The following is a 23,839-nucleotide window of genomic DNA, read 5'->3' as shown; positions in this document are numbered from 1 at the left end:
TATTGTTTGTTTACTCGCATTTCCCGAAAGACGCCGCCCCATGGGCCGCCCTCCTCTCAGGGTCTTTTTACAGCTCCAGCTGGATGCCGTCGCCGTCCTCGCCGCTCTCCTTCTCCTCCGCCGCCGGAGTCTCCTTCTGGGTCTGGTGGATGGGGTCGTCGCTGAGTCCCTCACGGGCCATCATGTTCTCCAGCACCGTGATATCCGTGGAGATATCCAGCGCCTGATCCCCAAAGAGACTGTCCAGCTGCCGTTCAAAGGCAGTGACAATGGTGCTCATCATGCTCTCCACCCGCTCCATGGTGCCGCTGATGTTCTGACCCTCCACGCCCTGACTGCTCATGCGGTCATAGGCGTTGAGGAGCTTCAGCGTGGTAGGCAGGTAGTAGTTCATGAATTTACGGATCTGCGGCAGCTTCTTGGGATCTGCCTTAACACAGTCGAAGATTTTGTTGGAGACCTCCTCCAGCCGGTCGATCTGCCGGCTGATGGTCTCGTCCTTGATGCTGTCGTTGAGGCGCTTCATCTCCCGGATGGCCAGCTCACCGTCGGAGATCATCTTGTCCAGCTCCGGGTTACCGGTGGGCTGGGGCTTCTCCTCCACCTCCTCCACAACGTCCTTGCAGAAGATGCGGGCGATGAGAAATACCACTACCGACGCCGCAGCCGCCATGATAAAGTGGCCCGGCTTGTACAGGGGCAGCAGCAGGGCATACAGCACCCACACCACCGCCGCTGCGTATATGGGCGCAGCCGATTTATGCACGATCTTTTTCATTGCACGCCTCCGTTTCTGACCTGTCATATACAGTTGGTTCGATTATACCCCATGCGCTCCTCCCGGTCAAGAAAAAATCCCAATATCGGGACATCCAATCGGGTCATCGCCCCTCCGGTCGCCGAAACCCGGACGATGCTCTCCCACCGGCAAGCGGATGCGGCAAATCGGCAAGGGCAGGCATGCCCTCCGGCGTGCCTGCCCTTGCCCGCTTATCACATTTTGCAAGCCGTCTCCCCCACCCGCAGACCTACCGCAGTGGGATGCCCCGGCTTCCGTCGGTGGGATCCACGAACAGCGGCAGCTGGGGCGGTGCGTAGGTCCACCAGATGGCCAGCCCCCACACCGCCAGCAGCGTCACGCCGCCTAAGATCTGCCACACCGGCCCGTCCAGCACCCGCCGGGCCTGAACGCTCCAGCTGACCCAAAAGGCCAGCAGCACCGCCAGCTGGAAAATCAGTACATCCACCCACATGATCCCCCGGCCCAAAATTCCCTGATAGGTGTAAAACAGCGCCGGGATGGCCGCAAGGCCCGTCAGCAGCCCCAATCCACGGGCGGGCAGCAGGGCGCCGTGGCCCCGTAGGGCGATGCATTCCACCAGTGACCACAGCACCCACGGAGTGATGAAAAGCTTCATGTGCTCCCATGTGGATTCGTTGACGGCGGCCAGCGGTGCCGCTATGGGACTCTGCCCCGTCCAGTCGTAAACAAAGTGCAGCAGGTTCCCCGCCGCCAGCACCACCAGCAGGCCCACCGTCTCCCAAGTGCGCCACCGTTTTTCTGCCATGTAAAAGCCCTCCGTTTCCATGTACCTGATACCTCAGTGTACACGAAAACGGAGGGGCTTATACCTACTCTGGTTTTTGGACATTTTCCGGACAAAAACCGGACAGAATTTTCCCTTACCGACGGGGGAAGATCACAACACCCGACGTCCCTTTGGACGTCAGATCCAGCGTCTCTCCCGTCAGTCGGTGTACCGGCTGCTCCGGGAGGCGGGAGAGAAAGTCCTCCAGCGTGGTCAGCTCCGGGAAGCCCTGCTCCCCTCTCCGGAAATGCATGGGCAGCACCAGTCGGGGGTGCAGCCGACGCACCAGCTCCGCCGCCGCAGCGGCATCGATGGTATAGGTGCCGCCCACCGGCAGCATCAGCGCATCGCAGCCCGAAATTTTCTCCTCCTGCGCCGCTGTCAGGGCGCAGCCCAAGTCCCCCAGATGTACCACGGTCATGCCCTCCGCCCGGAAGATATGAACGGTGTTATCGCCCCGGAGAGCGCCCTGACAGTCGTCATGGAAGGTAGAGAACGTCTCCACCGTAAAGGGATTTTCCCCGCCGGGCAGCAGTGTCACCGCCTCCAGACAGTCGTGGTCAAAGTGGTGGTGGCTGATATAAACGGCGTTGGCCTCCACCCGCAGCGGCGGATAGCCCGCCACAACCCGATAGGGATCAATGACCAGCCCGTAGCCCGCCGACTCCAGCCGAAAGCAGCTGTGGCCCAACCATGTAATGTACATAAGCGCCTCCTGTCACGAATTTTTAGAAGATCGGAACAAATCCGATCAAAATGTCATAGCAGCAGAATATGTTCCCATGATAGCCGAATAGAATGATGTGTGCATCAGACCGCATCAGTCCGCATCAGCCCTGCCAGAGCATCTCCCGGTTGATCTCCTTCAGGCTGTGGGCGCCGCACATGGCCATGGTATCCGACAGCTCATCCGTCAGCTTGCGGACGTAGGCTGCCACGCCCTCCTCGCCGCCGCCATAGACCATGGTGACGAAGGGACGGCCAATGAGAACGCCGTCCGCTCCCAGCGCCAGCGCCTTGAACACATCCAGCCCTGTGCGGATGCCGCCGTCCACCAGCACCATGACCTGGTCGCCCACGGCGTCGGCAATGGCGGGCAGCACCTCCGCCGTGGCGGGACACTGATCCAGCACCCGGCCGCCGTGGTTGGACACCACGATGGCGGAGGCCCCGGCCTCCACCGCCTTCTCCGCCCCACGGACGGTCATGATGCCCTTGAGGATAAAGGGCTTTCGGGCGTACTCCGCCACCTCCCGCAGCTCCGCCACGGTCTTGCTGCCGGCAGGCGGCATCCGGTTGCGGAGGAAGGGCAGACCGGCGGCATCGATGTCCATGGCAATGGCCATGGGATCGGCGGTCAGGGCCAAGTCCAGCTTCTGCATCAGGGTCTCCCGGTCCCAGGGCTTCACCGTAGGCACACCGCAGCCCTGCTGGGCCCGGATGGCCTGCGTGGCGCCCTCCATCACCGCCGGGTCCACGCCGTCGCCGGTGAAGGCCACGATGCCCGCCTTAGCACAGGCCGCCAGCAGCAACCGGTTATAGGTCAGATCGTCGTACTTATCTCCGTAGTGCAGCTGCATGGCTCCCACAGGAGCCGCCATCACCGGCAGGGCCAGCCGGTGGCCGAAGAAGTCGAAGGACGTGTCGGCGGGACGGTTTTCCCCGATGGTATCCAGATTCACCCGCAGCTCCTGCCACTTCTGGTAGTTCCGGGCAAAGCCGGTGCCGGAGCCTTTGGCGCCTGGGCCGGGGATGGTATTCTTACACGCCTGACCGTTGCATACGGAGCACGCCTTGCAGTAGGGTCCCATACAGGTGCGGGCGTTTTGCAAAACTTCCTGATATTCCATATGTTTGAAACCTCCCAGAGATTGATGGGGCTATTTTACTCCCGTTTTGGGCGCTTTTCAAGACATTTAAAGCCATTTTCCGCGATTGTGAAAAATGACGAAAGAATTTCTGTATCCAATTTTTGATTCATCATTTTTCCCGCAAAAAGTGAATGGGAGCCTTTTTGTGTATTTTTTGTGAATTTGCTTTTATTTGAAGGAAAAATGTTTTCGAAAAAAATTTTTAAAAACATTTTCCCCTGCTTCCCGCAAGAAAATCCTGTCACAAATTCCGCAATCGTTCCGTCGCTGCCGCCGATTTTTGCCCCGTTTTTCCATTTTAAACGGTTTTCTTTGCAAGAAAAATATTATATAAAAATGACGAACGGCTCCAAACTAATTTTTAGGCACTACGAAAAAAAGTTTGAAAATTTGACGGGGCGGACAGCGTTTTTTATAATGTGCAGTGGGACAAAAAGAATCTCCCGTCCCTCTGCCGGCTCCGGGAGAAAACAAGGAAAAGAGAGGAAAAGACTTTATGGAAAAGTACCTGGTCCTAGCCACATTTGTTGGCTCCATCATTGCGCTTCTCTTTGTGGTCATCACCGCAAAGAAGGTGCTGCGCTTCTCGGAGGGCACCCCCCTCATGCAGAAGATCTCCCAGTCCATTCGTCAGGGTGCTAACGCATACCTCAAGCGCCAGTATTCCGTGGTAGGCGTGTTCTTCGCCTGCATGGTGGTGGTGCTGTGCGTCATGGCAGCCTGCGGTCTGCTGACGTGGTTCGTACCCTTCGCCTTCCTGACCGGCGGCTTCTTCTCCGGCCTGTCCGGCTTCATCGGCATGAAGATCGCCACCGCCTCCAACTGCCGCACCGCCAATGCCTGCCAGGAGGGGCTGAACCGTGGTCTGCGGGTGGCCTTCTCCGCCGGCTCCGTCATGGGCTTCACCGTGGTGGGTCTGGGCCTGCTGGACATCTCCGTGTGGTTCTTCCTGCTGCGCTTCGTGTTCAAGCTGGAGGCCTCCGCCATCACCAGCGCCATGCTGACCTTCGGTATGGGCGCCTCCTCCATGGCTCTGTTCGCCCGTGTGGGCGGCGGCATCTTCACCAAGGCCGCCGACGTGGGCGCCGATCTGGTGGGCAAGGTGGAGGCCGGTATCCCGGAGGACGACCCCCGGAACCCTGCCGTCATCGCTGACAACGTAGGCGACAACGTGGGCGACGTGGCCGGTATGGGCGCCGATCTGTACGAGTCCTATGTTGGCTCTATCATCTCCGCCTCTGCGCTGGGCGTGGCCGCCTTCTCCGATCAGGCCTTCAAGGCCATGGCCATCCCCATGGTCATGGCGGCCATCGGCATCATCTGCTCCATCATCGGCACCTTCTTCGTCCGCACCGACGAGCAGGCCGACCAGCGCACCCTGCTGAAGGCCCTGTCCCGTGGTACCAACCTGTCCGCTATCCTCATTGCCATCATCGCCTGCCCGCTGGTGATCCTCCTGCTGGGCAAGGAGCATCTGGGCCTGTACTTCGCCATTCTGGCGGGCCTGATCGCCGGTGTGCTCATCGGTAAGGCCACGGAGTACTACACCTCCGACACCTTCAAGCCCACGCAGGATCTGTCCTCCAAGTCTCAGACCGGTGCCGCCACCATCATCATCGGCGGTTTGGGTCTGGGTATGCTGAGCACCGCCGTCCCCATCATCATCGTGGCTATCTGCATTCTGGTGGCCTACCTCTGCTCCGGCGGCGCCGCCTCCACCGGCATGGGCCTGTACGGCATCGCTCTGGCCGCCGTGGGTATGCTGAGCACGCTGGGCATCACGCTGGCCACCGACGCTTACGGCCCCGTGGCCGACAACGCCGGCGGCATCGCTGAGATGGCCGGTCTGGCTCCTGAGGTCCGCCAGCGCACCGATGCTCTGGACTCTCTGGGCAACACCACCGCCGCCACCGGTAAGGGCTTCGCCATCGGTTCCGCCGCTCTGACCGCTCTGGCCCTGATGGCCTCCTACATCGAGAAGGTCAAGGAGGTAGGCGCTGACGTCACCTTCCAGGACTTCAGCCTCATGAACCCCGTGGTGCTGGTGGGTCTGTTCATCGGTGCCTGCCTGCCCTTCGTGTTCGCCGCCCTTACCATGAACTCCGTGGGCCGTGCCGCCCAGAGTGTGGTGTTGGAGGTGCGCCGTCAGTTCCGGGAGATCACCGGTCTGATGGACAGCAAGGCCGATCCCGACTATGCCCGCTGCGTGGACCTGTGCACCAAGGCATCTCTGCACGAGATGATCCTGCCCACCATCATCGCTGTGGTCTGCCCCATCGTGGTGGGTCTGATCCTGGGCTACATGGGCGTTGTGGGTATGCTGGCCGGCGCTACCGTCACCGGCTTCCTGATGGCCATCTACATGGCCAACGCCGGCGGTGCGTGGGATAACGCCAAGAAGTATATCGAGGCCGGCCACTTCGGCGGCAAGGGCTCCGACTGCCACAAGGCAGGCGTGGTGGGCGACACCGTGGGCGATCCCTTCAAGGATACCTCCGGCCCCGCCATCAACATCCTCATCAAGCTGCTGAGCATGGTCTCCATCGTGTTCGCCGGTCTGGTGGTGAACTTCCACCTGCTGTAAAAAACTCCATAAAAAGAAGGCTGAGCGGATGCTCAGCCTTCTTTTTGATGCTTTTTTGAAAGCTTGCGGGCGTAGGCCAGCGTTTGCCGCAGGGCTGCCTCCCGGTCGAGCCCCGCCAGATGGAGCTTGCGGGCGTAGGCCAGCAGCTGGGAGAAGTCCCGATCCGGGGTCAGTCCGGCGGAGATCAGGTCGCTGCCGGTGACCATAGGGCGGGCCATGGTGGCCCGGTAGACCTCCAGCCGCTGCCGCAGGAAGGGTTCCGGGTCCGGACGGGGCGGGTCGCACCGGGAGCCACGGTGATCCGCCAGCGCCAGCAGGATCAGGTCCTCCGGCTCTATGGCGGCGTCCAGCAGACGGTTGGTGGACTTGACGGAGGCCCCGCTCTGCGCCATGGCGTTGGGCTTCATGTGCAGGGCCACCAGATTTTTCACGCACCGGTGGAGAGCTTTCTCCCCGATCACCCGGCGCAGGAAGTCCTCCGCCGGCGGCAGACCCGCCTCCTCGTGGCCGTAAGCGTGGATGACGCCGCCGGACTCCGTGGTGGCGGTGACCTTGCCGAAGTCGTGGGCCAGTGCCGCCAGCATCAGGGCCATGGGCTGGGCTGCTTGGGGCCGCAGCTCGGCGGCGGTATCCAGCACCGCCATGGTGTGCTCCCACACATCCCCCTCCCCGTGGTAGCGGGGCGGCTGGGGGACGCCCTGTAAGCGCTGCACCTCCGTGAACCACGGGCGCAGCTGGTGCATGATATCCAGTGTGCGGAAGAAGATGGAAGGGCGGGGCGCCTGCAGGAGGGCCTTTTGCAGCTCCCCCTCCACCCGTTCACGAGACAGGGCCGACAGATCCATGGTGCGGCACAAGGCCACCGTCTCCTCCGCCACGGTGAAGCCGAAGCGGGCGGCGAACTGCGCTCCCCGCAGCACCCGCAGGGGATCCTCCGGAAAGGAGTGGTCATCCACATGGCGCAGGAGGCCCCGGCGGAGATCCTCCCGGCCGCCGAAGAAGTCCAGCACCTGACCGGTGAGCACATCCTCCATCAGGGCGTTGACGGTGAAATCCCGGCGGCGGGCGGCTCTCTCCGGCCCCAGCCACGGGTCCACCTCCACGGTGAAGTCCCGGTGCCCCCGACCCACGGCAGCCTCCCGCCGTGGCATGGCGATGTCCAGTCCGCAGCCTGCCAGTCCGTAGACGCCAAAGCTGGCCCCCACCGTCCGACGACCGCCCATCCGGTCCAGCACGATCTCCAGCTGCTGGGGGGTGACGCCGTGGACCTCGATATCCAGATCCTTGCTCTCCCGGCCCAGCAGGCGGTCCCGGACGCAGCCGCCCACATAGTAGACGCTGCCGCCCAGCGGCCGCACCTCCTGTGCGATGCGGCGGGCCGTCTCACGGTCCCGTGTCATGCAGTCTCCCCTCCTTGCGAAAAAAGCCGTGGCCATGGGCCACGGCTTTTGCGTTCACGCCAGAATGTCCCCCAGATCGTCGAAGGTATGGGCATTGGTGACCACCACCACGTGGTCGCCCTCCTGAATGATGCTGGTGCCGCTGGGGATGATGATCTCGCTGCCCCGTGCAATGGCCGCCACCAGCACGTCGTCCTTCAGGGACAGTGCCCGCAGGGGCTTATTCAGCACCGCATGGCTCCGGGCCGTGGCGGTGAACTCCAGCGCTTCCACGGCGCCGCCCAGCATCTTATACAAGCTCTCCACGGCGCTGCCCTCGGAATTGGCCAACGCCCGGACGTAGCGGGTGATCTGGTTGGCCACGATATCCTTGGGACTGACGATGCTGCCCACCCGCATATCCCGGACCAGATCCATGTAGTTGGGGCGGGTCATCTTGGCCAGCACCTTGGGGACCCCCGCCCGCCGAGCCGTCAGGGCCATCAGCAGATTCTCCTCGTCCCGGCCTGTCAGGGAGACGAAGGCATCCGCCTCGAAGATATTCTCGCTGGTCAGCAGCTCCTCCTCCGTGCCGTCGCCCTCGATGATCATGGCCGTAGGCAGCTGGGCCGCCAGCTGAAGGCACTTATCGTGCTTCTGCTCCACGATGCAGACCTTGGTATTGCTCACCGCCAGCTCCCACGTGAGATACATGGCGATGCGGCTGCCCCCCAGCAGGGACACGGTCTTGACCCGCTGCTGGGTGCGGCCCATAGCCCGCAGCATCTTCTGGAGCTCGGACTTGGTACCCACCATGTAGAGCTTGTCGCCCTCTCTCGGCACAAAGTTGCCGTTGGGGATGATGCACTCGTCCCCCCGCTGGGCAGCGCAGATCAGCACCTCCGCCGAGCGGATACGATGGAACTCGCTGAGGGCCACCCCGTAAAACCGGTCCCGCTCCGTCACCTGTATGCCGATCATGTCGATACGGCCGCCGGCGAAGGGCTCCACGGAGGAGGCGGAGGGGAAGCTGAGGATGCGGGCGATCTCCCGTGCCGCCGCCAGATCGGGGTTGATGACCATGTCCATCCCGATCTCCCGCTTCAGCAGGGCGGCGTCCCGGCGGTAGTCCGGATTCCGCACCCGTGCGATGGTGTGCTTGGCCCCCATGGTTTTGGCGATGAGGCAACACACCAGATTCGTCTCGTCCAGATTGCTGACAGCGATGACCAGATCCGCCGTCCGGGCGCCGGCCTCCTCCAGCACGCTGATGCTGGCGCCGTTGCCCTCCACGCACATAAGGTCCAGGGTGCTGTCAGCACGGGCCAGCGCCACCGGGGAGGAGTCCACCATGGTGATGTCGTGGCCCTCCACCGCCAGCTGGCGGGCGATAGCGTAGCCCACCTTTCCGTTTCCTACAATGATGATCTTCATGAGCCTGACTGTTCCTTTCCCGGTCGTTCCGGCTGCTCTTTTTCCGGAGGTATTGCTTCTTGCGGCGGCTGCCCCTGCGTCTGCTTAGGTGGCTCCGCCGGTTTGGGTGGATCCGCCTTTCCCGGCTGCTCTGCCGGTTTTGGCGGCTGTGGCTGTCGGGGCGGCTGCGTCGCCCCGGAAGGCTTCTGCGCCGCAGCTTCCTGCCGTGTCGGCCGGGCAGCCTTTTCCGCCGCCTTTTCCTCTGCCGCACGACGGCGCTGGGTGCGCCGGTGCAGCACCACCGCATTCAGCTCACCGCCTAAAATCAGCACCGTCCCGCTCATATACAGCCACAGCAGCACCACCACAATGGTGGCGATGGAGCCGTAGAGCTGGGTATAGTGTGCCAGATTTTCCACATAATAGGAGAAGGCCAGCGACAGCAGCATCCACGCCGCCAGCGACACGGCCACGCCCGGTGCCACCTCCCGCAACGGGCATCGGCGGCCCAGCGCCAGCATATACAGCACCGTCACCAGCACGAACATCAGCAGCGCCACCGCCACGAAGCGGAGCTTGCTCCAGAGGTTGATGAAGCCGTCCGGTACGGTGATGATCCCCGACACAAAGTACAGCGCCCGGCGGCCCACGGTGATCATCAGCAGCGTCAGGCCGATGGATACCATGAGCCAGATGGCGAAGAGAAAAATTTTCAGCTGATCCAGCAGGATGTTCTTGGGCTGGCCCTTACCGAAGGCCTTGCGCAGCGAGTGCAGCAGGCAGCCGGTGGCCCGCATGGGGAACCAGATGGAAAACACCAGACTGAACCACATGAGCTGGCGGCTGGCGTTGCCGGAAACGTATTCCAGATAGCCCCGCACCACCTCCGCCACGTCCCCCGGCACGATCTGCCGCAGGCCGGTGACGATGCTGTCCACATCCAGCTCCAGAATACCCAGCAGGGTGCTGACGAAGATCAGCAGCGGGAAAATAGCGAACAGCAGGTAGTAGGTCAGGGCTGCGCTGTCCCGTGCCACGTCATGGAGATAGTACCGGCGGATCATCTGCGCCGCCGTTTGCCCCAGCGCCGTGCGGGGGTGAGTACCTTTACGCATAGTTCGCACCTCTCTGTTTCAGCTTATTATTGTAGCACAGCTGTGAGCAAAATAAAAGGAGATTTTCCATTACACGGAAATCTCCCACCTGTTTTTTATCATAAATATTCCAAAAATGTTTCTTTTTTGTAAAATTTTGTTTTTTCCGCTGAAAATTTAGAAACTATTCACTATTTAGTATTGGCATTTGAAAAAAAGCGTGTTATAATACGTACAATCGGAGTTGTCTCCCGTGCATGGAAAAATTTGTAAAGAGGGTCTAAACTATGGATAACTTAACGAGAATCGTCAAAACCGAAATTTCCCGTCAGTACAAGAGCGTGCGGCAGTTTGCTTTTGCGGTCAATATCCCCCTATCTACCATCAACAGTGCGCTGCACAACGGCATCGGAGGTTCCTCCTTTGATACGGTGGTGCAGATCTGCCAGACGCTGGGGATCAAGGCCATCTCCAGCGATGCCTCCTTCTATCTGACGGAGGACACCCAGCAGCTGCTGGATCAGTATGCCCAGTTGGACGACTACGGCCGCCACACCATTGCCTCGGTGATGAAGGTGGAATACGACCGCTGCTCCACGCAGGGCGCCCGAAGCACAAGCGGCAGCGATTATGAGCTCCGCCCCAGTGTCAACGTCTCCTCCGACCTGGGCGGCTCCTCGGTGGAGCCGCTCCAGGTACTCAGCGACCATCACAGTCTGTAACCTACCAAACAGAGCTGTGACAAGATCTGCCGGAGATTTGCGGCTCCGGTTGGTTTTGTGTCGCCAGCCACGGGCTCTCCCCCACTTGGGGGGAGGGCCCGTGGTTTTTTTATAGGGAGTTATGGTGCGTGATAGGGAGTTTACTGTTCTTTGCGCTTGCCGGTACGCAGCAGGGCTGCAAGGCTCATGCTGCACAGGGCCGCCAGCCCCATCCACAGGCCGGTGTCGCCGGTGTCTCCGGTGGGAACGGCGGGGGTGGTGGGCTCTGCGGGAGCGGGCAGCTTGGCCACAGACTCGGTCCGCAGCACCTCACCGCACACGGTGCAGGCGTAGGTCTTGACGCCCTCACGCTCCGTGGTGGCAGGCGTGGTGATCTTGCCCTCGCCCTCCGTATGCTGGGCGTTCACAGTAAAGGTGACGGTAACGGTGTTGCCGAAGCGGTCGGTGGCCGTCAGGGTCTGGACGCCCTCGGCAGCGGAAACGGTGAGCTTACCGTCCACCAGCTCCACGGGCTGGCCGTTGAGGGTCACGCTCTCCAGATTGGGGTCGGTAACGGTGATCTCTGCCGTCAGGCAGTAGGTGCCGCCGTCCGTGACGCCCTCCACCGCAGGAGCCGCCTCGTCGATGAGCTTAGAGCCCACCTTGGTGCGGGTATCCGTCAGGCCGCAGCCGTGGTCGCACTGAGCCGTCTCCGTGCCGTCGTCGTCATAGGTGGCGTTGTTGTCGTAGACGTAGTGGGTGAAGCTGTGACCCAGAGCCGCCTGATAGAAATCCTCCGGACCAGTGTAGGTCTTGCTCTCGTCCAGCTTGCCGTCGGCATCAGCGAAGTAGCTGCCGCAATCCGGGCAATACCAGTAGGCGGCGTAGCCGTCCTGCGTGCAGGTGGCGGGGTCGCCCGCCGTGCGCTGGGCATTGGCGTGGTGGGTAGCCGGAATGACGGTATCGGTGATGGGCTGGGTAGCCCCTGCGTCAGCGAACAGCTTGTGGCAGTCGCTGCACTGCCAGTACTCCAGACTTCCCGGCTGGGTGCAGGTGGCGGCGGTTCCGTCGTGATGGGTCAGGTCATGATGGTTGGGATCCGTGGTGCCATAGGTGGCGCCGCAGATGCTGCAGGTGGCCTTCTCGGTGCAGGTGGCGGTGCCGTCATGGCTGCCCAGAGAGCCCTTCACTTGGCAGCCGGGAACGGCGCAGGACCGCCAGTGCTGGGTGTCATCGTGCTGCCAATCGCCCCACTGGTGGTTGCCGGTGTGGGTGATGGTAAAGGTCCAGCTGGGATCGGTCAACTCACTGACGGCGTTGATGTCCTCGTTGCCGGGAACGGTGACGTAGACCTGATAGGTACCCATATCCGTGGGAGCGGCCACGACCTTGCCGTTTTGCTTATAGATGACGGTAAAGGTGTTGTCGGGCCAATAGCCCATGCCCATGGTCCGGTCGCCTCCGGTGCTCCAGCGAACGGTGGCCTCCTTGGCGGTGCCGTCATACTCCAGATTTTCCGGAGCGGTGAAGGTGAAGTCGCCTGCTGCGGGAGTGCGCTTCACGATCTCCCACTGGAGCTTCTTTTCGCCGGTGGTGCCGTCACTCCACTTGAAACCCGCTGCGGGGCGGACGGTAACGGTATAGGTACCCACGCGGCAGGCTCTATAGCCGCTGCCCAAAAGCTCGTAGCCGTAGACTTCGCCGGGCAGCAGACCGTACTGCCAGTTGCCGTTATAGGTGAAGGGGCCGTAGACCGTGGGAACCGGGATGGCCTCCAGATACTGGTTCAGGGTGACAGTAGTGGACGGAGAGGGCTTCCGGGTCTCGGTAGCCGCATAGCGGACCTCATAGGTGCCGGCCAGAGCGGAGGTGAAGGCGCTGCCGCACTGGCTCCATCTGGTGCCGCCCACGGGGCGATACTCCATGCTGTTGTTGGTGCCGTTGATGCGGCCGTAGCCCGTCCGACTCTGGGGATGGGTCACGGTGAGACCCGTGGGGGGCTGGGTCTGGGCCGTTTTCTCCGTGGGGGCGGTGAGTGTCATGGCGGTATCCGCCGTGGCCGTACCTGTGACACGGATGGTATAGCTGTCGACCTTGGCGGCGGTGATGCCGTTGAGCGTCACGCTGTACCCGTCGGGGATGTAGTAATTGTCGGGATCGGTAACGCTGATGGTGATGGGCGTCAGATCCAGACAATCCTGCGTCAGCCGGCCGCCGTTCTTATAGGTGAGGCCGTTCGGCAGGGTGACGCTGACCTGATAGGTCTTGAGGCGGAGATAGATCAGGCCCTCAGAGTTCAGATAGGTCTCATAGCCCGCTCGGTCGGCGCTGACGTACTGGATGCTGCCTGTGCAGGCGTCGCTGCTGATCTGGACGGTCTGTCCGCTGGCGAGGGTCCTGCCGCTGCTGATGCCGATATCGGCACCGCTGCTGAGTCTTCTGGCGCTGACCTGCTGCGACGAGTTCTCCAGATACAGGTTGTTGTCCTGATTGTCCTTATCGACGTTGTTCTGGATGATAGAGCGGCCGGACAGGGTGATGGTGTGGCCGTAACCACGGACAAACACGCCGCCGCCACGGTCATCGACGGTGTTGTCCTGAATGGAGCCGCCGCTCATGCTGAAGTCACTCTTGGAATAGAGGTACACGCCGCCGCCATCGCCGCCACGGCGATCATCGTTCCCGTATTTGTTCTTATAGTTGGCCAGACCGGCGAAGTTGTCGCAGATCTCGCCGCCTCTCATGTCGAAGGTGCCCGCCACGTACACGCCGCCGCCGAAGCCGCCGCCGAAGGTGGCGCTCTCCTTATAGTCGACCGCACAGGCGTAGTTGCCGGCGATGCGGGCGGTGCCGGAGAGGTCCAGAGTCGCATACAGATCCACATACACACCGCCGCCGCCGTCAAAGCCCAGGTCGTCATTGGTGCTGTTGACACGGTTGCCGCTGATCTCGCCGCCGGAGATGTTCAGCGTGCTGCTGCGGCTCTGGATGCCCTTGACGTATACACCGCCGCCGAGGGTGTTGGAGATGTTATCCTTGATGGTGCCGCCGCTCATATTCAGGGTGGAGCCGGAAACCAGGACAACGGCAGCACCGGCGGAAGCATCGGTGTAGGTGGTATCATTGCCGCTGATCTCGCCGCCATACAGATTCATAGTGGCGTTCTCATTATACACGGCATGGGACTTATTGCCGGTGATCTTGCCGCCGCAGAGGTTAAAGGTACCCCTGTTGAACACAGCGGCGGGGTAAGGGGCGCTGTTTTCGGAGCTGTCCAAGCCGGTGATCTCGCCGCCGAACATATTAAATTTGCAGCCGGCGTCGATCTCTACGATGCAGGCACCCTTGGGATCCGCCGTGTCCTTGCAGGTGATCTGACCGGCCTCCTCGGCGCAGTCGGTGATGGTCAGGGTATGATAGTTCGTCACATGAATGTATGGGCGATAATACCCGTTTTCCAGAATGATATTATGCCCGTTGAGGCAGATCCGCACATCATCCAGGTTGCTGCCCCACCCCTCATCGGTGGCGGTTACATCATTGAGCAGATAGTAGCAGCCGTAGCTCTTGACGGACTTCAGGCTGCTGATGCCGACCCACTTGGTGTTCTTATCGTGGTCGTGGTAGGGACCATAGCTCTGGTTCTGCAGGCACACGCAGTGAGTGTGCTCCTCATTGGCCAGCAGGTCCAGATTGAAGCTGACGGACCCGTTCTTCGTGACGGCGCAGTTGGCGCGGTCACTGGTAAACACATTGGTATCGGAGGAGCCCCGCACGATGCGATAGGCGGGGATCAGATCGGCGTTGAGTCCGATGCGGGAGTCGGAGGAAACATTGCCTGCAAGGACGGCCTGATCCTCCGCCGAGGCAGCCACGTGCAGATTGCTGGCGGCCTTGTCGTCCCCCTGCGTATTGCCGGTGATATTCACTGTACCGGCTACCTTGCAGGTGGTCATACCACCGAAGTACACACCGCCGCCGGCGATCCCGGCGGTGTTGCCGGTAATAGTGCCGCCGTTGAGATTGATCTTGGCGGTGTCGTTGGAGCCATACTGCTTGTTGGCCTCGCAATATACGCCGCCGCCGTACTTCCGGGCGGTGTTATTGGCGATGGTGCCGCCATTCATGGTGAAGGCAGCCAGTATATTCGCCACATACACACCGCCGCCGTAATCGGCCTCGTTATCCTCCATGCGGGCGGTGCCGTTCATGACAAATTCCGACGTGCCAGCAAACAGGCCCACAGCGCCGCCGGCGTAATACTGGCTCTTGCAGTTGCGGAGCACGGCGCCGTCCTCCAGCGTCAGCGTGCCGTACCGGCTCACGTAGATGGCAGGATTTGTGGCAGTCGTCTTGTCGCCGCCGCCGTCCACGGTGATGTCCTTCAGGGTCAGGGCGGCATAGGCGGGATGATCCGAGCCGCCTGCGCCGCTATACCCCTGCTCACCCGTCAGATTGAACAGGCTGCCCTTGAAGCCCTCGGCACGCACCAGCTTGCTATTGGCATCGGCGCCGCTGATGACCACACGCTGGTTGTAATACTCATACCAAGCCATGCTGCCGTTGGTGGTGCGGGTGGGTCTGATGTTCAGAGTTTCGCTGATTTCGATGGTACCGCTTACAACGATTTCGATGGTATTGTTGTAAGAGAGCTCACTCATGGCGCTTTTGAGCTGCTCGAGGGTAGTCACCGTCGAGGTCCACGCCCATGACGTCTTGGGGACCAGACTCAGTACCATCACCAACGCTACCAGTACGCTGGCGATTCGCTTTTTCATAGATTTCCTCCCTGGCAGGTCTTTTGTATTTTGCAATTACCGCTTGCAATGACCTGCATCTTTCTGTATACTGAGCATATACCGTACACCAATGTACGATGCAAGTACTTTTTAAAAAAATATGGCAAAATATGGAGAGTTCGTCATGAGTGAGCGCAACAGCCGTCTGATGTCCATCGGTGAGGTGGCCAAGTCCCTGCATATTACCCGACGCATGATCCTCAACTATGAGGACAAGGGCATTCTGCTGCCCGACGTAAAAACCGGCTCCGGCGGGAACCGCTACTATACCCCGGAGACCCTGACCCGCATCCGGGCCATCCGGCGCTTGCAGACGCTGGGTATCTCGCTGGATGAGATCAAGCTCTATTTCGAGGATGCCGCCGACCTGCGGGATATCATCGCCCGGCTGGAGAAACTACGGGACGAGCTGAACCTGTGCATTGAGAAGCTGCAGCTGCGGGTCCGGGAGAACAGCAACGACGCCCCCATCATCCGCACTATCCCCTCCCAGACGGTGTACGTCTACCGCTGCCCCTCCCCTACGGTGGAGGACCGCATGGAGATCTTCCGGGACGTGATCCCCGCCGCCATGCGCCAGTACGGCACGGACTCCGCCAAGCGGATGTACTTCATCGACTACCCTATCGACGAGCCCAACGACATCAACTTCTGTGTGGCGGTGCCGGATGGCAGCAAGGGCCCCTATGTGCAGGACTGGCCGGAGGAGGAGGCTCTGTGCCTCTTCTTCCACGGGGACTATGACGAGATCCCGGAGGTCCGGGAGCGACTGGTGGCCTACGCCAGGCAGCAGGGCCTGAAGCTGAAGGGTACCTGCCGCAACATCTATCTGGAGGGCCCGCCCCACCACAAGGACAAATCGAAGTTCGTCACGCAGGTGGCTCTGCCGCTGGTGTGGAATGAGGTATGATGAAAGAAACCGCCGCATCTCCTGCGGCGGTTTCGTCGTGTCGAAAAAGTCTTTTCGCCACGACGAGACATTTTTCAGAGCTTCAAAAAGCTCTGAAAAATGATGATCATCATCGTGCAGGACACCCCTTCCGGGTTTCCCGCACACACCCTTCCGCCCCGTTGACGAAAGGTTCCCGCTCTTTTGGCTGGCCCAGAAACCGCCGCATCTCCTGCAGCGGTTTCGTCGTGGCGAAAAAGTCTTTTCGCCACGACGAGACATTTTTCAGAGCTTCAAAAAGCCCTGAAAAATGATGATCATCATCGTGCAGGACACCCTTCCCGGGTTTCCCGCACACACCCTTCCGCCCCGTTGACGAAAGGTTCCCGCTCTTTTGGCTGGCCCAGAAACCGCCGCATCTCCTGCGGCGGTTTCTTTCATATCCGGAGGGGTGGGGCGCATACACTGTCCGTGAAAGGACGGGATGCATTATGCGGGGAAAAGTCTTACTGCTGCGCCGTGGCACGCTGCTGCTGATCCTGACGGCGCTGGTGGCCGCCGGTATTTTCATGGCTGTGGGAGGCCCCGGCTTCGTCAGCGCCTCCGCCGCCAAGCGGCAGCTTCCCATCTACTCGGTGGAACGGGAGGAGAAGGTCTGCGCCATCAGCTTCGACGCCGCATGGGGCAACGAGGACACCCAGGCCCTCATCGACATTCTGGGCAAATACAACGTCAAGGCCACCTTCTTCGTGGTGGGTGACTGGGTGGATAAGTACCCGGAGTCCGTAAAGGCCCTCCACGACGCCGGGCATGAGGTCATGAACCACTCCCTCCACCACGACCACTACAACGCCCTCACCGCCGATCAGGTGGTGGCGGACGTCACCGCCTGCAACGAGAAGATCGCCGCCATCACCGGCGTGACCCCCTGCCTCATCCGCTGCCCCTACGGCGAGTACGACGACCATGTGATCTCCGCCATCCGCTCCATGGGCATGGAGCCCATCCAGTGGGACGTGGACAGTCTGGACTGGAAGGACTATGACGCCGACACCATCTGCCAGCGGGTCACCTCCAAGCTCTCTCCCGGCAGCATCGTGCTATTCCACAACGCCGCCCTCCACACGTCGGAGGCGCTGCCGGCCATTCTGGACCACATGGCCCGTGAGGGGTATTCCCTGCTGCCCATCAGCCAGCTGATCTATCGGGAGAACTATACCATCGACCACGCCGGGCGGCAGTTCTGTCAGGCCCAGAGCGAGCAGTGAAATTTTTGCCGGTTTTTCAAGAAATCGGTTGATTTTTGCAAAAAATCTGATATACCCGATGAAGGGGCGTACGGTGTATTTTGTGCGTTCTGCAAAAAAACAAAAGGAGAGAGTATGGTATGATTTTGGAACTGATTATCGGCATCCTGACGCTGGTGGCAGAGTGGATGATCTTCAAGAAGATGGGCCGTCAGGGCTGGGAGGGCATCGTCCCCTTCTACAACACCTACGTGCTGTGTCAGGAGCTGTACGGCAACGGCTGGAAGTTCCTTCTGCTGCTGATCCCCATCTACAACATCTATTTCGTCATCAAGATGAACATCGACTGGGCCAAGGCCTTCAATCAGGGCGCCGGCTTCGGTATCGGCCTTCTGCTGCTGCCCTTCATTTTCCAGCTGATCCTGGCCTTCGGCGGTGAGCAGTATCGGGATGGCAGCTATACCAATACCCAGCCCGACATGGTGGAGAATGTGGTCAACAAGGCCAAGGATGCCGTTTCCGGCAACCGGGACGACCACAAGGAGCAGTAACTGCACCAAACAAAATGGGACAGGAGAACATCCTGTCCCATTTTTCATGTATTCAAAAGAAATGAGCGGAAAGAGCGCATGAAAAAGCTGATTGCGCTGCTTTTGGCGGCGGTAATGTGCCTGAGCCTTGCGGCTTGCGACAATGGCAAGACGGAAAATACAGATCATTCGCAGGGACAGAACACGGAAAATACATCGAATGAGAACCAGCAGACAGAAACAGCGTCGCAGAGAAACGGAAACCCCGAATGCTGAGGAGCTAATGGGGGACTATAAGAACTACCATACGGAATCAGGTAAATAAACGATTTAAGGAAAAGAGGGGAAGCGGATTTTTCCGCTTCCCCTCTGAAATTCCCTGTAAAATTACTTGTTGAAGTATCTCTTCAGCAGACCCTCAAAGGCCTTGCCGTGCCGGGCCTCGTCACGAGCCATCTCGTGGACGGTATCGTGGATGGCATCCAGGTTGTACTTCTTCGCCAGCTTGGCCAGCTCGAACTTGCCGGCGGTAGCGCCGTTCTCGGCATCCACACGCATCTGCAGGTTCTTCTGGGTGGAATCGGTGACCACCTCGCCCAGCAGCTCAGCGAACTTGGCGGCGTGCTCGGCCTCCTCCAGACCGGCCTTCTCCCAGTACATACCGATCTCGGGATAGCCCTCACGATGAGCCACACGGGCCATGGCCAGATACATACCCACCTCGGAGCACTCGCCCTCGAAGTTGGCACGCAGACCGGCGATGATCTCCTCACGGACCTCGGCGGGAACATCCTCACCGAACACCTTGCCTACGCCCACCACGTGCTCGGCGGCCCAAGACTTCTCCTCTGCCTGCAGGGTGAACTTGTCACCGCTGACGTGGCACACCGGACACTCGGCCGGGGGATTCTCACCTTCGTGAACGTAACCGCAAACAGGACATACCCACTTCTTCATAATCATTACCTCCATATTTTTATCATTCGTTGATGGTTTTTTACTCTTCGGGGGCGTTCCCCCCTTGGGATGGTCTAAGTATAGCACGGAATCCAGAGGATTATAAGTTGCAAATGCAACATTTAGAAAAACTTTCCATGAACTTTTTTGCGGCAGAGAAAATACGCCGGAGGAGGGTCCTCCGGCGTATTTTTATAGCAGCTTTACTCGGCATCGGCCAGAGCCTTGGCCTCGGCAATGGCCTTCTCCTGCGCCGCAGCGGGGCAATCCTCGTAGCGGACGAAGTTGAAGGTGAAGGTACCACGGGACTGGGTCATGGACCGCAGATCGATGGCGTAGCTCATCATCTCGGCCATGGGAACCTCGGCCTCCAGCACGGTCTCGCCGTCGCCGGTGGGGTTCATGCCCATGACGCGGCCCCGGCGCTTGTTCAGGTCACCCATGACGTCGCCCACGTAGTTGTCAGGCACCGTGACCTTCAGCTCACCGATGGGCTCCATCAGCACGGGCTTGGCCTCCGGCAGAGCGGCCTTGAAGGCCAGATTGGCGGCCAGCTTGAAAGCGATTTCGGAGGAGTCCACCGGGTGGTAGGAGCCGTCCACCAGCGTCGCCTTCAGGTACACCACGGGATAGCCCGCCAGCACGCCGTGCAGGCAGCTCTCACGCAGGCCCTTTTCCACGGCGGGGAAGTAGTTCTTTGGCACGGAGCCGCCGAACACGTTCTCAGCGAAGATCATATCCTCCTGCTCGGTCTGAGGCTCGAAGATGATATGCACGTCACCGAACTGGCCGCTGCCGCCGGTCTGCTTCTTATAGCGGCCCTGCTTGCGGACGGTGGAGCGGATCTTCTCACGGTAAGCCACTCTGGGAGCGGACAGCTCGGCATCCACGCCGAAGCGGGTCTTGAGCTTGGAGCACAGCACGTCGATCTGGATATCGCCGGCGCCGGAGATCACGGTCTGGTGGGTCTCGGCGTTGTTGACCACATGGAAGGTGGGGTCCTCTTCGTTGAGCTTGTTGAGGCCGGTACCCAGCTTCTCCACCTCCTGCTTGGTCTTGGGGGAGATGGCACGGCTGTAGCAGGGCTGGGCATAATCCATGCCGTGGAGACGCACGATGCGCTTGGGGTCGCACAGGGTGTTGCCGGTCTTGACCTTATCCATCTTGCCGATGGCGCCGATGTCGCCGCAGCAGATCTCCTTGACCTCCTCGCCCTTCTTGCCCTTCATGATGTACAGGCGGCCCAGCTTCTCGGTGTTGCCGGTGGCGGGGTTATACAGGGCCATATCGCTGGTGATCCTGCCACGGAGCACCTTCACCATGGAGTACTTACCGTACTGGTCAGAGATGGTCTTAAAGACGATGGCAGCGGTGGGGCCGTTGGGATCGCAGGCCACCTCGACGTCGTTGCCGTCGTCATCCTGCGCCGTCTCAGCCGGCATATCTGTGGCCACGGGGACCAGATCCACGATGGTCTGCATCAGCATCTCCACGCCCAAGCCGGTGACGGCGGAGCCGCACAGCACCGGGCAAACGCTGCCGTCCCGGACGCCCAGCTTCAGGCCGCGGGCCATGTCCTCGGCGGACAGCTCCATGGTGTCGAAGAACTTCTCCATCAGCTCCTCGTCAGAGCCGGCGGCGGCCTCCATCAGTTCGGCCCGCAGGGCCTCCACCTCGTCGGCCATATCGGCAGGAATGGCGCAGGCAGCGACCTTGCCGCCCTTGACCTCGTAAGCGGTGTTATGCAGCAGATCCACGATGCCCGTGACCTTCTTGTTGCCGTCAATGACCGGGGCCACAATGGGAACCACGGACTGGCCGAACTTGCCCTTCAGAGCATCCAGGCAGGCCTGATAGTCGCTGTTGTCCTCGTCGGTGCGGTTGACGAAGATCATGCGGGGCTTCTTGCCCAGCAGCTTCCAGCTGCGCTCCATACCCACGGACAGGCCGTCCTTGGCGGCACCCACCAGCACGGCGCACTCGGCAGCACGGATGGCAGAAATGGCCTCGCCGGAGAAATCAAAGTTGCCGGGAGCGTCCATGACGTTGATGCGGACGTCCTTATATTTGACCGGGGCAAAGGCCAGAGAAATAGAGATCTGGCGCTTGATCTCCTCGGCGTCGTAGTCGCAGACGGTGTTGCCGTCGGCGGTACGGCCCAGACGATCCGTTCCCTTGGTCATGAAGAGCATCTGCTCGGCCAGAGTCGTCTTGCCGGAGCCACCGTGACCCAGCAGGCAGATGTTGCGAATGTCATTGGCAGTCATATACAGTATTCTCCCTTCGTTTGGTACGAATGCGCCGTCCGGCGCAGCCAGTCAATAAGGAGAGTATATACTATTTTTTTGCACTTGACAAATACAACTTTCAGCGTCTTTTTTGTGAAAAATGCCGGGAGAGCCTTTGGCTCTCCCGGCATGGGTATGGAATGGTATCAGTAGTGGCGCACCAGTCCTGCCAGCAGCAGCACCGTCAGCAGCCACAGCAGCAAAAAACACAGGAAATTCAGGGCCGACAGAGCGGCAAAGGCCCCCACGGAGGTGAAATAATACGCCAGCAGCAGGCCCGACAGCCCGCCCAGCCACGACAGCACCGTTCCGTCCCGGACGGCACGCCGCATCCGGCGGCTGCCGATGACCGTTTCGGCAAAGGCCATCAGCCCGTCCCGGTAGATGATGGCGTGGGGCCGGCCACGGCCCTCCGTCAGCTCCGACAGGGCCAGACGGGTGGAGATATCCGGGTACAGGGGCCGGGCGTCCAGCCGGAATTTCCGCTTCAGCAGCGCCGGAGTGATGTTGGCGCTGCGGGTGGCCAGCACCGGAGTGATGCGGTTGCGGCGCATGGCCCGCAGGGCCCACTCCACGTTGCGGGAGGGCTGGTATTTGATGGCAAAGATGGCGATGAGCTGACCGTCCACCGCCAGAAAAACGCCGGTCTTGAGCTTCAGGTCACGGGGCAGGGACACATGGTGCTTTTTCATGAAATAGGCGCTGCCCATGGTGACAGATTCCCCACGGATGGTACCGCCGATGCCGCCGTCCTCGTAAAAACGCAGGTCCTCCAAATGCAGGTGGGTGCCGCCCTCGCTGGCCAGCAGCTGGTCAAACAGCGGCGTCAGCTGGCTTCCGGCGGCCTGTGCCGCCGTGGCGGCATAGGACACCACCTTGCCGATCTCCTCGCCGTACAGCTTCAGTCCGTTGAGGCTCACCGTTCCCGGTGGGAACAGGTCGTCATCCGTCACCACCATCCGCCGGGCGGCGGTGATGGCGGAGGCCCCGGCATAGCCCGCCACGGCGCTGCCGCTACGGTTCAGACGCCGGTTCAACGATGACAGGGGCAGCGTTCCCGCCACCGGCAGAGCCAGCGGCAGCCCGCCGGACAGCAGCGCCGACCAGATCCACAGGGGCCGCACCGGCTGCCCCTCCCCGCCGAAGCACACCACCGCCGCCAAAATGGAGGTAGCGGCCAGCGCCAGCGGTGTCAGGATGATCTGCCAGCGATAGGAGACATCCGGCTGGTGGGAGAGCCGGTAGAAGCCCTCCGCCGTTCCCTGCTGCTTGCAGGCCCCGGCGGGAGTCACGGATACGTTATAGGGCGGCTCACCCCCCAGATCGGCCAGCCGGAAGCCTGCGAGCCGGGCTTTGGCCGCCAGCAGCTGGCCCCACAGACACAGCAGCAGGGAGATGACCGGGACGGCCGCCAGCGGCAGCTGCTCCCCGCAGCCCAAGGCGGCGTAGACGCAGTCCCCCAAACACACCAGCGATGCCAGCAGCGCCGCCGTCTCGCAGGTGATGCGGCGCTGGGACAGCTGCTTGCGGGCGCTGCGCCAGACCCGGCCCGACAGGGCCAGTGCCAGCAGCAGCAATCCGCCGGGGATGATCCCCCGCAGCACGGGCAATGCCGCCCACAGCTGGGGAACATACAGCCCCAGCCCGTCCAGCACGGACAGCACCGTCAGCAACACCGCCTCCGGCAGCACGCACCAGCACTGGCGTTTTAAGCGGGCGCAGCGGCGCTTCTCGGCCCGGACGGCCACGTCCATATCCGGCTCCGGATCGGGTTCCGGCTCCGGCTGAGGCTCCTGCGGCTGCTCCCACAGAGTCTCCGTATCCTGCGGGATGGGGGTGGCGGTGCGTGGCCTTGTCAGCTTCTCCCACCAGTGCCGCAGCACCTCTCGCAGGGGTGGGCGTTCCTCCAGAATGCCGTCCTCCTGCTCCTCCAGCACGGAGGAGACCGTGTCGTTCATGATCTGCTCTAAGGAGACCTTGGGTGGCTCCTCTGGCTCCGCTGATCCCTGCGGCTCCTCCGCCGGTTCCTCCTCCGGGGCCTTCTCCTCTGCGGGTACTTCTTCGGGGGCGGTCTCCGCCGCCGGTTTCCCGTCCTCCTCCGGTACCGGTTGGTGCGGGAAGTGGATGATCTGGGTTTCGGACGGCCGGTCCTCCTCCGGCAGCAATGGGCCGCCGGAGGAAAATACCTCCTCCAGCACCTCCGCCGGGAAATCCATATCCACCGGGTCGGCGCCGGGGGTGAATCGCAGTCCCTCCGGCTGTTGGGTGGTTTTCACCGCAGCAGAGGTCTCCGGTTCAGCGTGGGGCTCCGGCTCTGCGGGAGCTTTCTGCTGAGCAGGGGCTTCTGCCGGAGCAGGCTCCGGGGAGTTTTCCTCCGCAGGCAGATCCTCCGTCCGGTACAGGTCGCTGCCGCTGCCGAACTCCGCCAGAATATCCTCCAGGGTAAACTCCGGTATTTCGTTGTGATCCTCTCGGTGTTCCATGGTACCTCTCTTTTA

The 23,839-nt window shown here is 61.2% G+C and carries 18 protein-coding genes; 7 read left to right on the top strand and 11 right to left on the bottom strand.

From position 1 onward, the window contains the following. Positions 1 to 67 precede the first annotated feature (67 nt). The 4 genes from KJS28_RS00835 to KJS28_RS00820 all read right to left on the bottom strand — a co-directional run bounded on the left by KJS28_RS00835 (position 68) and on the right by KJS28_RS00820 (position 3,439). Positions 68 to 778, bottom strand: coding sequence for a 5-bromo-4-chloroindolyl phosphate hydrolysis family protein (locus tag KJS28_RS00835; RefSeq protein ID WP_213541368.1), 711 nt, complete (start codon positions 776 to 778; stop codon positions 68 to 70). Between the two features lie 250 nt (positions 779 to 1,028). Continuing rightward, complete coding sequence (locus KJS28_RS00830) at positions 1,029 to 1,568, bottom strand: DUF6512 family protein (protein ID WP_213541367.1); 540 nt, start codon at positions 1,566 to 1,568, stop codon at positions 1,029 to 1,031. A 115-nt stretch (positions 1,569 to 1,683) separates the two neighbouring features. Then, complete coding sequence (locus tag KJS28_RS00825; RefSeq protein ID WP_213541366.1) at positions 1,684 to 2,295, bottom strand: MBL fold metallo-hydrolase; 612 nt, start codon at positions 2,293 to 2,295, stop codon at positions 1,684 to 1,686. 124 nt (positions 2,296 to 2,419) lie between these two features. Further along, positions 2,420 to 3,439 (bottom strand): alpha-hydroxy-acid oxidizing protein, encoded by a 1,020-nt coding sequence (locus KJS28_RS00820; protein WP_213541365.1) that lies wholly within the window; start codon positions 3,437 to 3,439, stop codon positions 2,420 to 2,422. Between the two features lie 517 nt (positions 3,440 to 3,956). Here KJS28_RS00820 and KJS28_RS00815 point away from each other — a divergent pair. Further along, positions 3,957 to 6,044, top strand: a complete 2,088-nt coding sequence (locus KJS28_RS00815) for a sodium-translocating pyrophosphatase (RefSeq protein ID WP_213541364.1) — start codon at positions 3,957 to 3,959, stop codon at positions 6,042 to 6,044. 32 nt (positions 6,045 to 6,076) lie between these two features. On the opposite strand, the gene KJS28_RS00810 is transcribed toward KJS28_RS00815, so the two are convergent. Genes KJS28_RS00810 through KJS28_RS00800 form a run of 3 tightly spaced genes read right to left on the bottom strand, consistent with a single transcriptional unit; the run spans position 6,077 to position 9,951 of the window. After that, positions 6,077 to 7,444 carry a CCA tRNA nucleotidyltransferase gene (locus tag KJS28_RS00810; protein WP_213541363.1) on the bottom strand — a complete coding sequence of 456 codons (1,368 nt, stop codon included), beginning with the start codon at positions 7,442 to 7,444 and terminating at the stop codon, positions 6,077 to 6,079. Positions 7,445 to 7,498: 54 nt separating this feature from the next. Continuing rightward, a complete protein-coding gene (gene trkA / locus KJS28_RS00805) occupies positions 7,499 to 8,857 on the bottom strand; it encodes a Trk system potassium transporter TrkA (protein ID WP_213541362.1) in 1,359 nt (452 codons plus the stop codon). Continuing rightward, positions 8,854 to 9,951 carry a YhjD/YihY/BrkB family envelope integrity protein gene (locus KJS28_RS00800; RefSeq protein ID WP_213541361.1) on the bottom strand — a complete coding sequence of 366 codons (1,098 nt, stop codon included), beginning with the start codon at positions 9,949 to 9,951 and terminating at the stop codon, positions 8,854 to 8,856. Before KJS28_RS00800 ends, trkA begins: the two co-directional genes overlap by 4 nt. 266 nt (positions 9,952 to 10,217) lie before the next feature. On the opposite strand from KJS28_RS00800, the gene KJS28_RS00795 reads away from it, so the two are divergent. After that, positions 10,218 to 10,652 carry a hypothetical protein gene (locus tag KJS28_RS00795; protein ID WP_213541360.1) on the top strand — a complete coding sequence of 145 codons (435 nt, stop codon included), beginning with the start codon at positions 10,218 to 10,220 and terminating at the stop codon, positions 10,650 to 10,652. Between the two features lie 140 nt (positions 10,653 to 10,792). Here KJS28_RS00795 and KJS28_RS00790 read toward each other — a convergent pair whose 3' ends face one another. Continuing rightward, positions 10,793 to 15,409 carry a hypothetical protein gene (locus KJS28_RS00790; protein ID WP_213541359.1) on the bottom strand — a complete coding sequence of 1,539 codons (4,617 nt, stop codon included), beginning with the start codon at positions 15,407 to 15,409 and terminating at the stop codon, positions 10,793 to 10,795. Between the two features lie 145 nt (positions 15,410 to 15,554). On the opposite strand from KJS28_RS00790, the gene KJS28_RS00785 reads away from it, so the two are divergent. The 5 genes from KJS28_RS00785 (at position 15,555) to KJS28_RS00765 (ending at position 18,372) form a co-directional block, all read left to right on the top strand. Continuing rightward, entirely contained in the window at positions 15,555 to 16,340 is a 786-nt protein-coding gene (locus KJS28_RS00785) for a MerR family transcriptional regulator (RefSeq protein ID WP_213541358.1), read from the top strand. Then, positions 16,337 to 16,633: a hypothetical protein gene (locus tag KJS28_RS00780; RefSeq protein ID WP_213541357.1), complete on the top strand. Its 297-nt coding sequence runs from the start codon at positions 16,337 to 16,339 to the stop codon at positions 16,631 to 16,633. Before KJS28_RS00785 ends, KJS28_RS00780 begins: the two co-directional genes overlap by 4 nt. A 177-nt stretch (positions 16,634 to 16,810) precedes the next feature. After that, a complete protein-coding gene (locus KJS28_RS00775) occupies positions 16,811 to 17,587 on the top strand; it encodes a polysaccharide deacetylase family protein (RefSeq protein ID WP_213541356.1) in 777 nt (258 codons plus the stop codon). A 119-nt stretch (positions 17,588 to 17,706) separates the two neighbouring features. After that, positions 17,707 to 18,117 (top strand): DUF5684 domain-containing protein, encoded by a 411-nt coding sequence (locus tag KJS28_RS00770; RefSeq protein ID WP_213541355.1) that lies wholly within the window; start codon positions 17,707 to 17,709, stop codon positions 18,115 to 18,117. Between the two features lie 78 nt (positions 18,118 to 18,195). Further along, entirely contained in the window at positions 18,196 to 18,372 is a 177-nt protein-coding gene (locus KJS28_RS00765; RefSeq protein WP_213541354.1) for a hypothetical protein, read from the top strand. Positions 18,373 to 18,483: 111 nt separating this feature from the next. On the opposite strand, the gene KJS28_RS00760 is transcribed toward KJS28_RS00765, so the two are convergent. From KJS28_RS00760 to KJS28_RS00750, 3 genes are all read right to left on the bottom strand, one after another. Further along, positions 18,484 to 19,053: an NADH peroxidase gene (locus KJS28_RS00760; protein ID WP_213541353.1), complete on the bottom strand. Its 570-nt coding sequence runs from the start codon at positions 19,051 to 19,053 to the stop codon at positions 18,484 to 18,486. A 203-nt stretch (positions 19,054 to 19,256) separates the two neighbouring features. After that, on the bottom strand, positions 19,257 to 21,320 hold the full coding sequence (locus tag KJS28_RS00755; RefSeq protein WP_213541352.1) for an elongation factor G: 2,064 nt from the start codon (positions 21,318 to 21,320) through the stop codon (positions 19,257 to 19,259). A gap of 167 nt (positions 21,321 to 21,487) precedes the next feature. Then, positions 21,488 to 23,824, bottom strand: a complete 2,337-nt coding sequence (locus KJS28_RS00750) for a hypothetical protein (protein ID WP_213541351.1) — start codon at positions 23,822 to 23,824, stop codon at positions 21,488 to 21,490. Positions 23,825 to 23,839 lie beyond the last annotated feature (15 nt).

Source organism: Vescimonas coprocola, from assembly GCF_018408575.1.
GTDB lineage: Bacteria > Bacillota > Clostridia > Oscillospirales > Oscillospiraceae > Vescimonas > Vescimonas coprocola.
This window is presented reverse-complemented; position numbering and strand designations above follow the sequence as displayed.